The sequence below is a fragment of the Microbacterium azadirachtae genome (assembly GCF_000956545.1).
Lineage (GTDB): Bacteria > Actinomycetota > Actinomycetes > Actinomycetales > Microbacteriaceae > Microbacterium > Microbacterium azadirachtae.
The window spans coordinates 1-11,354 of record NZ_JYIT01000079.1; the positions used below are offsets into that span (position 1 = coordinate 1).

The following is an 11,354-nucleotide window of genomic DNA, read 5'->3' on the forward strand; positions in this document are numbered from 1 at the left end:
CCGCGCCGTCGCCCGCCGCCCCTCCGCCGGCTCCGCCCCGCAGCCGGCTGCGCACGCTCGGCGTCTGGGCCCTGTCGATCGTCCTCGTCATCGCGGCATGGGGACTCATCCAGCTGCAGCAGCCCGACGACGCCCCCTACGAGAGCTTCGTCAGCCGCACCACCGTCGGCGAGCCCGCCACCACCCGCAACCTGGCGATGACCGTCACCCGCGTCCGCGCCGCCCATGCGGTCTCGGACGGCCGGCGCTGGCGCGCCGACGGCACGTGGCTCGTCGTCGATTTCGACGCCGCCGCCGTCGTGGACCAGTTCGGAGCCCTGCTGGCCACCTCGAACCTGCACCTCGGCGACCGCACGTACTCCGCCACGGAGCGCGGCGAGAGCGCCCGGAACATGGTGCTGGTCACGGGCGTCCCGCGACACGGGAGCATCGCCTTCGAGGTGCCGCCTGGATCGCTGGAGGGCACCGCGACCCTCGAGTTCGCGGTGGACTACGACACGGACGCCGACGGCGTGATCGAGGTCGTGGTCGATCTCGATCAGGTCGCGATGCAGAACGAGATCACCCTCGATCCGGAGGGGTGGGCACGATGACGGACGACGCGACCCCCATCCGGCGGGGTTGGTGGCGCAGCAACCTCCTCAGCCTCGGCGTGCTGGCGGTGCTGCTGCCGGCGACGGTACTCGGCATCGGCTGGTGGAAGTGGGATCACGCGTTCCCCGGCTCGGGCCAGCCGGTCTGGGCCGTGGAGCCCGGGAAGTCGGGCACCGTGGAGCTGCAGGGCGCGACCTGGGGCCCGGTGCGCTCCAAGGAGGTCGCCGACACCTCCGGACTCGACATGCCCCCGAACGCGAAGCTCATCCTCGTCGGCGTTCCGGTGGATCCGACGGGCGACAAGGGTCCGGGGTGCTGGTCGCCCAAGCTGGTCCAGAAGAGCACGGGGCGGGTCTGGCTGTCGGCGCGCACCGAGCTGGGTCTGCTGTGGAACGACGACGAGCCCGAGGACTGCGTGCCGACGTTCGAGGGCGAGAAGGCCGAGCGCTACGAGCTGGTCCTCCCCTACGTCGTCCCGGACGATGTGGAGGGCCCGTTCTGGGTCGATCTGGAGCCGCTCTCCGCGAAGTCGAAGTACGTACGCTTCAGCATCGATCCCTGAGTCCGGCGACCCCGGTCAGGCCGGCGGCACGGCCGGCGGCACCGGCGCGCCGGGCGGCAGTTTGGTGGTCCGTGACGACGCAGGCTCGCGCAGGGCAGCGCTGGGCAGCGCCCCCGCGGCTGCGGTGATCGCCGCGGCGTCGACCTCGTCCTCTGTCGCGGGCGCGGCCGCATCGCTGCGCGCCTGCTGCGCGCGGCGCAGCATCCCGAACGTGGTGTCGTAGGCGCCGGCCACCACGGCGAGGCGGATCGGCTCCATGATCAGCGGCGGGATCAGGAAGATCACCGGCCAGTACACGTTCCAGAAGAGATCGAGGTCGTGCGGTCCGATCCAACGGCTCACGCCGTAACGCAGCCAGGACTGCGCCACGACGACGACCGTGTAGAGCAGCGCGTACGACGCGATGATGAGCGGCCCGGCGCGCCACATCAGCAGGATCGCGCGCCAGATCGGGAGGAAGCGCGATCCGAGTTCGGCGCCGAGGTCGCGCAGCCGTCGCATCACGGGGTTGGGCACCCGCGCGACCCGCTCGTGCATCTGCACGATGAGCCGGTGCTGGATCTGCAGCTTCTCCGCCACGATCGCCTGCCCGTAGACGACTCCGGCAACCGTGAGCCAAGCCAGCGGCGCGAGGAGCACCGGCCCCGCCTGGCCGAGCAGCCAGCCGATGCCGTCGCCGAGCCAGACGAGGGGAGGCAGCCAGCCCGCGAGCGTCGCGCGGACCTCTCCGAGCCACGCCACGGCCGCCCGCGTGTCGATCCAGGCGGTCACGGCTTGCGTGACGTCCTTCAGCAGCAGCACCGAGAAGAAGACCCAGATCACTTCGCAGTAGACCGCGGCGAGCGCCATCGCACGCGGCAGCCGGTTCGACCAGCGTCCCCATGCCCAGCGGGCGGCGAACGCGCCGACGATGATCAGCACCGTCCACACGTTGAACGACAGCTCGAGCACGTTGTCGCCCGGGTCGAAGGTGCGGTCGGTGCCGAGGGTGGCCCTGATCTCCTCGGTGTTCTTCGCGAGCGCGCGCAGCCCGTAGGCCTGGATGTCCTCGCGGAGCAGGCCCTGCGCGGCGTACACCGCGAAGAAGGGCAGGATGCTCGCCAGCAGAGCCGTGAGGAAACTGCGTCGCCGTTCCGCGGCCGCCTCGGGCACCGGCGCGACGCTCTGCAGCGCACGCAGGCCGTCGCGCATGACGAGCAGCATCCCGACCAGGCTGATGAGGCGCGCGAGCACGGCGATCGGGAGGATCAGCAGCCCGCCGACCGACGTGTACGCGCCCACGACGCCGGCGACCTCGTTCACCACGTAGTGCACGAGGATTCCCGCGAGATACCAGGCCAGCAGCGCAGGCCACCGCATCCACAGCACCCGGCCGGTCGTCCGCAGTATCGCCCCCACGCGCTCAGATTAGCGCGCCCGCCGCGCTTCCCGGGGCCGCGGTGCGATTGCTTCCCGAGCGCCGCGGCCGGTCAGTCCCAGATGCTCGGGGCCGGCGCCTTCGTGGGCGGCAGCGCCGAGGCGGCGGCCCAGTCGTGGATCCAGTCCTCGACGCCCGGCACGTCCTCCGGACGACCCAGCGCCCCGAAGAACTCCTCGTGCGAGACGGTGCCTCCGGTGCGGCGCAGCATGCGCGCGCGCACGATGACCTTGGCGTACACCTCGCCGGCGACCACGGCCCTGTGTTCCATGAACAGCGCCTTGTCGTCGTGGCCGATGAACCGCGACTCGATGTCGAAGCGCTGCCACAGCTCGAGCGACTTGCGGAACGTGATCGTCTCGCTCGAGACCACGGCGTACCACCCGCGCTCCTTCATGGCGTCGAAAAGCCCGGTGCGGATCAGCAGATCCCATCGGCCGAGGTCGAACAGCGACAGGTACCGGCCGTTGTTCATGTGCCGGAGGATGTCGATGTCCGTCGGCAGCGTGGTGAGGCGGATGCGGCCGACGGCCGTCGGGGCGAGGCTCTGGCCGCGGCGGGCACGACGGCGGGCGGACAGGATGACGAGCATGGTGCGCCAGATCACGTTCACAGCAGGAGCGTAGTGAATCCGGCACGGATCACGAGGATCGCTTGTCGGATCTCCACAGAGCGTTCGAGGCGCGAAACGCGACTGAAATGCATGTCGCCGCTCGATTTCGCGTCAGCGCACGGCACGCGTAGAGTCGCGAACATGAGCGCCGAAGCCCTTCCCACCGTCACCGTCCGGCCCGTTCGCGATGTGGATGCCGAAGCGCTCGGCCGCGTGCACGCGAAGTGCTGGCACGAGACCTACGACCACCTGATCAGCACCGCCACGCTCGAGGCCGTGTCGCCCAAGCGCCTGGCGGAGCTGTGGACGCACTGGGCGTCCCAGGGCGAGGAGTACCGCATGAGCGCGGCGCTCGTCGACGGCGAGATCGTCGGGTTCGTGGGCTCGGGTCCCGCCCGCGACGACAACCCGCCGGCCGAGCGCGAGCTCTACTTCATCTACCTCCTCGATGCCTGGCACGGCACCGGCATCGGCCAGCGGCTCTTCGAGGCCGCCGTCGCCGCCGGCGAGCGCTGCTACCTGTGGGTCGCCGAGGACAACCCCCGCGCACACCGCTTCTACGCGCGCAACGGGTTCACCCTCGACGGCGCGTCGCAGCAGGAGCCGTTCCTGGGCGAGACGATCAAGGAAGTCCGCTTCGTCCGCTGAGCCGCCCTCCTCGGCCGAAACCCCCGCACACCGTCGAAACCCCCTCCGAGCTCCGTCGCTCGGAGGGGGTATCGGCGTGTGGTGGGGGTTTCGGGATCGGATCCGGTCCCGCGAGGGCGGGGGCGGATCCGGCGCGGTCAGCGGCCGGAGACCTGGCCGAACAGCTTCGCGATGGGGGCGAGCACGAGCGGCCGCGCGGCGATCCAGCCGCCGGCGATCACGGCGAGCGACAGCAGGAACACCCAGAACCCGGTCCAGGTCACCGCGTCCTGGGCGGCGAACATGTGGTTCAGGTTGCGGAGCATCCCGGTCAGCAGCACCAGTGCGACGTGCACCACGATGAACGCTACGAAGAAGAGCATCGTCGGGAAGTGCAGCGCGCGGGCGACCTCGATCGGGTAGGCCTTCGAGAGGCCCTCGGCCTTCTTGGGCCACAGCCCCGACATGCGGAATCCCGTGGCGATCGCGACGGGCGCGGCCAGGAACACCACCGTGAAGTAGGCGAGCTGCTGCAGGCTGTTGTAGTTCACCCAGCCGTTCTCGGTCGGCCAGTCGAACGAGACGTACTGCAGCGCCGCCGACAGCGCGTTCGGGAAGACCTCCCAGCTGGTCGGCACGAGCCGCATCCACTGCCCCGTGACGAACAGCAGCACGATGAACACCACGCCGTTGAGGATCCAGAGCAGATCCAGCCCCTGATGGAACCACAGCGTGAGGCTGATCTTGCCCTTCGGGTTGCCGCGCGGCGTCCAGAAGGCGGTCGGCCTCTTCTCGCTGCGCACCCGGAGGCCGGAGCGGATGATCAGCGTCATCAGGAACACGTTGAAGAAATGCTGCCAGCCGATCCACGCGGGAAGGCCGACGGGGGCGCCGGCGGGCAGGTGGTACTCGCCTGGGTACGTGGTGAGGAAGTCCTGCATGAACGGGAGGCTGAGGAACGCCCGCACGATCGCGATCCCCGCGCCGGCCAGCACCGCGAGGCCCGCGGCGGCGAACAGCCCTCCGATCGCCTGCGGCCAGGTGGGGCTGAGCTTCGAGGGAGCAGGCTCGGCGGACACGCGGCGCGGAGCGGAGCCGTTCCACACGGTGCGGGTGAAGGGCAGAGGGGCGGACACGTCGGGACGACGCGCCACCGCGCTCGCCGCCGCGGAAGTCGCCGCCGCCGTGGTCGCCGGCTCCGCGGTCGCGGGTTCAGCGCTCGGCAAGGCCGCAGCAGCCTGTTCGAGGACCTCGGACACCGCGGCGGGCGCCGCCGACGCACGCACGGACCCCGCGGGCGGCCACGGATCGCCGCCTGCCACGCGCGGCAGACCGCGGCGCAGAGAGGTTCCGGGAGCCGTGGCACGCTCAGCCGAGGGGAGATCGGGAGCGGAGGCGGCGGGCGCAGCGGGGGTCGCGGCCGGAGCGCTGGACGAGGCCTGCGGAGCCTCCGCAGTGCGCGCGGCGTCGGTCTGCACCACCGGCGCGGGGACGCTCGCAGCGCCTCCCGGCACCGCGACACCGGCCGGGGGCCACGGCTCGCCTCCGCTCACCCGCGGCAGTCCCCGGCGGAGGGGGGATCCGCCCGCTGCCGCGCCGGATCCCTCGCGAAGCCGATCCGCCGACGCCGAGACCGTCGTCGCCTGTTCCGCGGCTTTCGGCGCGACGTCCTCCCCCACCGATGTCACCACCGACGCAGCAGAGAGGGAACCCCCCGCTGCGGGGGCGCTCGGAGCAGCGGAATCCACCGCGACGGATCGCTCATCGCCGGATGCGGCGTCGGCGGACGCGAGCGCATCGGACGCGACCACGCCGGCGGGCGGCCAGGCGTCCCCGCCCGGGGTGCGCGGCAGTCCCCTCCGCAGAGTGGCCATGGTTACTTCTTCCGCGCGCGCAGCTGCTCGATCACCTGCGGCACGACGGTGAACAGGTCGCCCACGATGCCGAAGTCCGCGACGTCGAAGATCGGCGACTCGGGATCCTTGTTGATCGCGACGATCGTCTTGGCGGTCTGCATGCCCGCGCGGTGCTGGATGGCACCCGAGATGCCCAGCGCGACGTAGAGCTGCGGCGACACCGAGACGCCGGTCTGACCCACCTGGTGCGCGTACGGGATGTAGCCGGCGTCGACGGCGGCACGGGAGGCGCCGATCGCGCCGCCCAGCTCGTCGGCCAGCTCTTCGACAAGAGCGAAGTTCTCCTTGGATCCGAGCCCGCGGCCGCCCGAGACGACGACCTTGGCACCGCGGAGCTCGGGGCGCGACGAGGTCGCCTCGACGGCCTCGATCGCGGATCCCGTCGCCGCTGCGGCCCCGGACGGCTCGACGGCGAGCGCCTCGACGCGGGCGTCGGTGACGGCCTCGGCGCGGGCGTCGATCGCACCCTGGCGCACCGTGATGATCGGGGCGTCGAACGTGGGCGCCGAATCGGTGAGGAACGCGCCGCCGTAGACCGAATGGTGCGCGACCACGCCCTCCTCGTCACGGGAGACGCCGATCGCGTCGACCGACAGCGCCAGGTGCTCGCGCACGGCCAGGCGTCCGGCGACGTCCCGCCCGGCGATCGAGTTCGAGACGAGCACCGCATCCGGCCGCACGGCACGGTACGCGGCCTGCAGCGCGTCGACGACGGGCACGGTGACCCCGGCCGCGTCGATGTCGGCGGTGAGCACGACCTGCGCGCCCGCGGAGACGGCGGCGTCGACCGCCGCCTGGGCGGTGCCCGCCGGGGCGGCGACGAGGGCGATCGGAGCGCCCAGCTGCGCGGCGGCGCCGAGAAGGCCCGCGGTCGACGGCGACGCGGCTCCCGCGGGGGTCACGTCGACGAGCACGAGGATCGCGTTGTCCGGGTACGCCATGATCACACCAGCCTGTTCTGCACGAGGAACTCGACGAGCTGCGCCGCGGCGTCGCCCTCGTCCGTGATCTTCACGCCCGCCGCGCGCGGCGGCTTCTCGGCCGCGGCCGTGAGGATGGTCTGCGGCGCCTCCGCCGGGTCGGCGCTGACGCCGAGGTCGGCGAGGGTGAGCACCTCGAGCGGCTTCTTCTTCGCCGCCATGATGCCCTTGAAGTTCGGGAACCGCGCGTCGGGCAGGGCCTCGGTGATGGAGATCACGGCGGGGAGCGGCACGGTCACCTGCTGGGAGCCGAAGTCGGTCGCGCGCGTTCCGGTCACGGCGTCGGCACCGATCTCGACCGCGCTCAGGGCGGTGGCCTGGGCGAACCCGAGGTGCTCCGCGAGCATCGCCGGGATCACGCCCGCCGAGCCGTCGGTGGAGAGGTTCCCGGTGATGACCAGGTCGGGCTCGCCGCGGCGGATCGCCGCCGCCAGCACCGCGGCCGTGACGCCCAGGTCCGCGCCCTGCAGTGCCTCGTCGACCACGTGGACGGCTGATCCTGCGCCGATGGCGAGCGCGCGGCGGATCGACGCCGTCGCCGACTCCGGCGCCATCGACAGCGCGACGACCTCGGTGCCGGGGTTCGCATCGGCGTGGCTCAGGGCCACCTCGAGGGCCCGCTCGGTGATCTCGTCGAGCACCACCTCTCCGGCGCCGCGGTCGGCCAGACCCGTCTCCAGGTCGAGCTTGCGGTCCCCGTAGGTGTCGGGCACCTCTTTCACCAGGACGAAGATCTTCATCGAGCCTCCTCACGCGAGCTTGGCCGGCCACCCGGCCGCAGGCGGGATCGCCCCGGTTACCGGGCGATAACGTGGTGCCAGCGTACCTCAGCGGCGGGGTCGGATCCGACTCCCTCCAGGGCTCCCGGACGCCCTCTGGCGCAACCCTCCAAGCCGCGCGCCGCCTCGCCGGGGACGGTTTGGCGGAGCACCACGAACGGTGTCCGCGACGGCCGCGGGAAGCCCGGGATCCGGTGACCGCCCCGGTAACGTAGGGACATGGCCCGCCCGCATCCGCTGCCCATCGATCCCCTCGCCGAGGCGAAGCGGCAGTGGCTCGCGCACGGCTGGACCGATGCCGCCGACGGCATGTCGCTCGTGACCTCGGTGATGCGCGCGCAGCAGCTCCTGCTCGCCCGCGTGGACGCGGCTCTGCGCCCGTTCACCCTCTCCTTCGCCCGGTACGAGGTGCTGCGCCTGCTCGCGTTCAGCCGCACCGGGACGCTTCCGCTCTCCAGCGTCGTCGCACGCCTGCAGGTGCATGCGACGAGCGTGTCCAGCACCGCGGACCGCCTCGTGCGCGACGGGCTCATCGCTCGCCATCGCGACCCTCACGACGGACGCGCCGCGCTGCTCGAGCTCACCGAGACCGGTCGCGAACTCGTCGAGCGCGCCACCACGGCGCTCAACGACGAGGTGTTCGCCGATCCCGGGATCTCCGCAGAGGACGCCGCCGACCTCGTCGCGATCGTGGCGCGCATGCGCAAGGCCGCCGGGGACTTCGCCGACCCGCGCCCGCAGCCGGATCCGCTCTGATGGGATCCTTCGTCCTCGAGCGGACCTAGGCTGACGGTCATGAGCGAACTCAGGATCCGCACCACCCTCGAGCCCATGGGACCGGCAGGGGCGATCGTGCTCAGCGATGCGCAGGTCGCCGAGCTGAGCACCGCCAAGGCCTTCCCCGTCGTGGTCACGGTCGGCGAGAAGACCGCGCGACTGCGCCTGGCCAGGATGGGCGGCAAGAACCTCATCGGCTTCAGCAAGGCGAACCGCGCCGCGATCGGCGTCGAGCTCGGCGACGAGTTCGACGCGGTGATCGCGGCCGACACCGCCGAGCGCACGGCCGAGGTGCCCGAGGCGCTCGCCGCGGCCCTCGCCGAGGCGGGGCTGACCGGCGCCTTCGAAGCGCTCAGCTTCACGCGTCGCAAGGAGCTCGCCGGGTCGGTCGCCGACGCCAAGCAGGAGGCGACCCGCGAGCGCCGCATCGCAAAGGCGCTCGACGAACTCCGCGCCTGACCGGCCGCTCCCCCGGATCCCGCTCGCCGGTCGCGGATTGCACTGACCGGGCCGCCGGGATCCGTTCACTGGTCGCAGATTGCGGGATTCCAGTGCTCAAAGCCACAATCCGCGACCAGCGAGCCGACCGCCGAGACGGCGAACCATGTCCCCACTAAGTTGTGCACAACTGAATTGTCTGCAATGCTTCTGTCATGGCCGCAACAGACGAGATGGTGTGCTTCGCGCTCTACGCCGCGACGCGGGCGACGACCCAGGCCTATCGGGCGCTCCTCGCGCCCTGGGGCCTCACCTACCCGCAGTACCTCGTGATGGTGACGCTGTGGCTGGATGGCGAGCAGACCGTGTCGTCGCTCGGCGACCGCCTGCAGCTCGACTCCGGCACGCTCTCGCCGCTGCTGCGGCGGATGGAGCAGAGCGACCTGATCGTGCGCGAGCGGCGCTCCCCCGATGAGCGCGTCGTCTCGATCGCCGTCACCGATCGCGGCCGCCGTCTGCGCGGTGAGCTCAGCGACATCCCCCGCCAGATCGCCGAGGGCTTCGCCCTCCCCGACCGCACCAGCGCCGAGGACCTCATCCGCCGGCTGCACGAGATCTCGTCCTCGATGCACGCCGTGGCCACCGACGCGGCCCGACCCTGAACCCGCCCACCTCGACCAGAAGACCAGAAGGAGATCACCCATGGACGTCCTCTACACCGCCGAAGCCATCGCGACCGGAGCAGGCCGCAACGGCCGCGTCGTCACCACCGACCGCCGCGTCGACCTCGACCTCGCCATCCCGCGCGAGATGGGCGGATCCGGCGACGGAGCGAACCCCGAGCAGCTCTTCGCGGCCGGGTACAGCGCCTGCTTCCACTCCGCGCTGCAGGCCGTCGCCCGCACCCAGAAGGTCGCGATCGCCGACTCCTCGGTCGCCGGCCGCGTGCAGATCGGCCCGAACGGCCAGGGCGGCTACCAGCTGGCCGTGCGCCTGGACGTCGTGCTCCCCGGCCTCGAGCTCGCGCAGGCCCAGGCGCTCGCCGACGCCGCGCACCAGGTCTGCCCCTACTCGAACGCGACCCGCGGCAACATCGAGGTGACGGTCGTCGTCTCCGAGGACTGATCCCGTGCCGCGTCGGGTTCCCGCCCACTCCCGGCGCGGCGCACGTCCGGCGGATGCGGCTCAGTCGCCCTCGTACACGTAGGCGTCGAACCGGGCGGGGATGTTCATCCGCTGCCAGGCGAGCTCCTCGTCGCGGCGAGAGCGGTCGCCCGGAAACGCACGGGCGGTGTGCCGCGGCACCTGCCGGCTGTGCCCGGCGAGATGCGCGACCGCCACCGCCTGGCCGCACACGCGTGCGGCCGCGACGGCACTCGGATCCTGCGCCTCGCGCGCCGCCTCGTGACACGCGAACGCCTTCTCCCGCACGGCGTCGATGTCGAGCTCGCCGCGCAGGAACGCCTCGGCCGCGGCCAGCGCCTCTCGGGGCCGGTCGTCGTCCGGACGCTCGGCCTGGAACAGCGGCAGGAGACGCTCGGCGCACGCGATGGTCCATCCGACCAGCTCGCGACGGTCGTCCTCGCTCAGGCGCAGGTCCTCGGGGTCGGGCAGCGCACCATCGGCGAACAGCGGCACCACGTTGGACACGTCGCCGGCGGGGTCGGCGGACGCGGTCCGGCGACGGGGATCCGAAGCGGATCCGAGAGGGCGGATGTCGGCCACGTCGGTCACCGGTTCACGAACTGCGGAGGACGCTTCTCGCGGAAGGCCGCCATGCCCTCCTTCTGGTCGACGGTGTCGAACAGCGACGCGAAGGCCTCGCGCTCGATGTCCAGCCCGACCGCGAGCGTCGTCTCCATGGCGGCGTCGAGCGCGGCCTTGGCGGCGATGATCGAGGGCAGCGACTTGGCCGCGATCGACGCCGCCAGGGTCGACGCCTCCGCGAGCAGATCCGCGGCCGGCACGACGCGCGACACCAGGCCGGCGCGCTCCGCCTCCTCCGCGCCCATGATGCGCCCGGACAACACCAGCTCGGCCGCCTTGTAGTAGCCGACGGCGCGGATCAGGCGCTGTGTGCCGCCCATGCCCGGGATCACGCCCAGGTTCACCTCGGGCTGGCCGAACTTCGCCGTGTCCGCCGCCAGGATGATGTCGCACATCATCGCGAGCTCGCATCCGCCGCCCAGGGCGAATCCGGACACGGCGGCGATCACCGGAGTCCGCACCGCGGCGAAGTCGCGCCACACGCCGAAGTGGTCGGTCGCGATCATCTCGGCCGCCGACATCGACTCCATCTCCTTGATGTCGGCCCCGGCGGCGAACGCCTTCTCCGAGCCGGTGACCACGATCGCCCCGATGCCCTCGTCCGCGTCGAACGCGGTGGCGGCGGCGGTGACCTCCGCGGCGACCTGCGAGTTCAGCGCATTCAACGCCTGCGGACGGTTGAGGGTGATCCAGCCGACCCGCCCGCGCTGCTCCGTGAGGATCGTCTCGTACTCGGCCATGTCCCGTCCTTTCGCCGCACCGTCGTGGCGCTTCCAGTATCCCCGATGTCGGTGAACGGACGGTGTCCGCACCCTCTCCGGCCGCAGCCCGGCCCCCGTTCCGCTCCCGCCTGGCCTGCCCCGCGCGGGTCCCTGCTGCACCGT

General features: G+C 72.0%; 14 protein-coding genes. 7 read left to right on the top strand and 7 right to left on the bottom strand.

Annotated elements, in window-relative coordinates:
- Both RL72_RS20110 and RL72_RS11115 read left to right on the top strand, forming a co-directional pair.
- On the top strand, nucleotides 1-593 hold a 593-nt coding region (locus RL72_RS20110; RefSeq protein ID WP_052674336.1), incomplete at its 5' end, for a hypothetical protein.
- On the top strand, nucleotides 590-1,156 hold the full coding sequence (locus RL72_RS11115) for a hypothetical protein (RefSeq protein ID WP_156156781.1): 567 nt from the start codon (nucleotides 590-592) through the stop codon (nucleotides 1,154-1,156). The genes RL72_RS20110 and RL72_RS11115, both read left to right, overlap by 4 nt.
- A gap of 15 nt (nucleotides 1,157-1,171) precedes the next feature.
- Here the strand turns inward: RL72_RS11115 and RL72_RS11120 are convergent, their stop codons facing one another.
- Together RL72_RS11120 and RL72_RS11125 are read right to left on the bottom strand one after the other, a co-directional pair.
- Entirely contained in the window at nucleotides 1,172-2,554 is a 1,383-nt protein-coding gene (locus tag RL72_RS11120; protein ID WP_156156782.1) for a hypothetical protein, read from the bottom strand.
- 71 nt (nucleotides 2,555-2,625) lie between these two features.
- Nucleotides 2,626-3,186, bottom strand: coding sequence for an acyl-CoA thioesterase (locus RL72_RS11125; RefSeq protein WP_045250917.1), 561 nt, complete (start codon nucleotides 3,184-3,186; stop codon nucleotides 2,626-2,628).
- Nucleotides 3,187-3,327: 141 nt separating this feature from the next.
- Here RL72_RS11125 and RL72_RS11130 point away from each other — a divergent pair, with 141 nt between their 5' ends.
- Nucleotides 3,328-3,834: a GNAT family N-acetyltransferase gene (locus RL72_RS11130; protein WP_045250918.1), complete on the top strand. Its 507-nt coding sequence runs from the start codon at nucleotides 3,328-3,330 to the stop codon at nucleotides 3,832-3,834.
- Nucleotides 3,835-3,971: 137 nt separating this feature from the next.
- Here the strand turns inward: RL72_RS11130 and RL72_RS11135 are convergent, their stop codons facing one another.
- Genes RL72_RS11135 through RL72_RS11145 form a run of 3 tightly spaced genes read right to left on the bottom strand, consistent with a single transcriptional unit; the run spans nucleotide 3,972 to nucleotide 7,449 of the window.
- Entirely contained in the window at nucleotides 3,972-5,687 is a 1,716-nt protein-coding gene (locus tag RL72_RS11135; protein WP_045250919.1) for a cytochrome b/b6 domain-containing protein, read from the bottom strand.
- A 2-nt stretch (nucleotides 5,688-5,689) separates the two neighbouring features.
- Nucleotides 5,690-6,670 (bottom strand): electron transfer flavoprotein subunit alpha/FixB family protein, encoded by a 981-nt coding sequence (locus RL72_RS11140; protein WP_045250920.1) that lies wholly within the window; start codon nucleotides 6,668-6,670, stop codon nucleotides 5,690-5,692.
- A 2-nt stretch (nucleotides 6,671-6,672) separates the two neighbouring features.
- Complete coding sequence (locus RL72_RS11145) at nucleotides 6,673-7,449, bottom strand: electron transfer flavoprotein subunit beta/FixA family protein (RefSeq protein ID WP_045250921.1); 777 nt, start codon at nucleotides 7,447-7,449, stop codon at nucleotides 6,673-6,675.
- 258 nt (nucleotides 7,450-7,707) lie between these two features.
- Here RL72_RS11145 and RL72_RS11150 point away from each other — a divergent pair, with 258 nt between their 5' ends.
- The 4 genes from RL72_RS11150 (at nucleotide 7,708) to RL72_RS11165 (ending at nucleotide 9,828) form a co-directional block, all read left to right on the top strand.
- Nucleotides 7,708-8,244, top strand: a complete 537-nt coding sequence (locus tag RL72_RS11150) for a MarR family winged helix-turn-helix transcriptional regulator (protein ID WP_045250922.1) — start codon at nucleotides 7,708-7,710, stop codon at nucleotides 8,242-8,244.
- Between the two features lie 39 nt (nucleotides 8,245-8,283).
- Nucleotides 8,284-8,724, top strand: a complete 441-nt coding sequence (locus RL72_RS11155; protein ID WP_045250923.1) for a YdeI/OmpD-associated family protein — start codon at nucleotides 8,284-8,286, stop codon at nucleotides 8,722-8,724.
- Nucleotides 8,725-8,918: 194 nt separating this feature from the next.
- Nucleotides 8,919-9,365 carry a MarR family winged helix-turn-helix transcriptional regulator gene (locus RL72_RS11160; protein WP_175491293.1) on the top strand — a complete coding sequence of 149 codons (447 nt, stop codon included), beginning with the start codon at nucleotides 8,919-8,921 and terminating at the stop codon, nucleotides 9,363-9,365.
- 40 nt (nucleotides 9,366-9,405) lie between these two features.
- Complete coding sequence (locus tag RL72_RS11165) at nucleotides 9,406-9,828, top strand: organic hydroperoxide resistance protein (RefSeq protein ID WP_045250925.1); 423 nt, start codon at nucleotides 9,406-9,408, stop codon at nucleotides 9,826-9,828.
- Between the two features lie 60 nt (nucleotides 9,829-9,888).
- Here the strand turns inward: RL72_RS11165 and RL72_RS11170 are convergent, their stop codons facing one another.
- The gene (locus RL72_RS11170; RefSeq protein WP_052674338.1) at nucleotides 9,889-10,437 is read right to left on the bottom strand and encodes a putative immunity protein; all 549 of its coding nucleotides are present in this window, start codon (nucleotides 10,435-10,437) and stop codon (nucleotides 9,889-9,891) included.
- On the bottom strand, nucleotides 10,434-11,210 hold the full coding sequence (locus tag RL72_RS11175; RefSeq protein ID WP_045250926.1) for an enoyl-CoA hydratase-related protein: 777 nt from the start codon (nucleotides 11,208-11,210) through the stop codon (nucleotides 10,434-10,436). Before RL72_RS11175 ends, RL72_RS11170 begins: the two co-directional genes overlap by 4 nt.
- Nucleotides 11,211-11,354 lie beyond the last annotated feature (144 nt).

Excerpts from the sequence above, each read along its gene's own strand:
- RL72_RS11160 (WP_175491293.1), top strand. The coding sequence starts at position 8,919 with ATGGCCGCAACAGACGAGATGGTGTGCTTCGCGCTCTACGCCGCGACG.
- RL72_RS11145 (WP_045250921.1), bottom strand. The coding sequence starts at position 7,449 with ATGAAGATCTTCGTCCTGGTGAAAGAGGTGCCCGACACCTACGGGGAC.
- RL72_RS11165 (WP_045250925.1), top strand. The coding sequence starts at position 9,406 with ATGGACGTCCTCTACACCGCCGAAGCCATCGCGACCGGAGCAGGCCGC.
- RL72_RS11150 (WP_045250922.1), top strand. The coding sequence starts at position 7,708 with ATGGCCCGCCCGCATCCGCTGCCCATCGATCCCCTCGCCGAGGCGAAG.
- RL72_RS11155 (WP_045250923.1), top strand. The coding sequence starts at position 8,284 with ATGAGCGAACTCAGGATCCGCACCACCCTCGAGCCCATGGGACCGGCA.
- RL72_RS11115 (WP_156156781.1), top strand. The coding sequence starts at position 590 with ATGACGGACGACGCGACCCCCATCCGGCGGGGTTGGTGGCGCAGCAAC.
- RL72_RS11175 (WP_045250926.1), bottom strand. The coding sequence starts at position 11,210 with ATGGCCGAGTACGAGACGATCCTCACGGAGCAGCGCGGGCGGGTCGGC.
- RL72_RS11135 (WP_045250919.1), bottom strand. The coding sequence starts at position 5,687 with ATGGCCACTCTGCGGAGGGGACTGCCGCGCACCCCGGGCGGGGACGCC.
- RL72_RS11140 (WP_045250920.1), bottom strand. The coding sequence starts at position 6,670 with ATGGCGTACCCGGACAACGCGATCCTCGTGCTCGTCGACGTGACCCCC.
- RL72_RS11130 (WP_045250918.1), top strand. The coding sequence starts at position 3,328 with ATGAGCGCCGAAGCCCTTCCCACCGTCACCGTCCGGCCCGTTCGCGAT.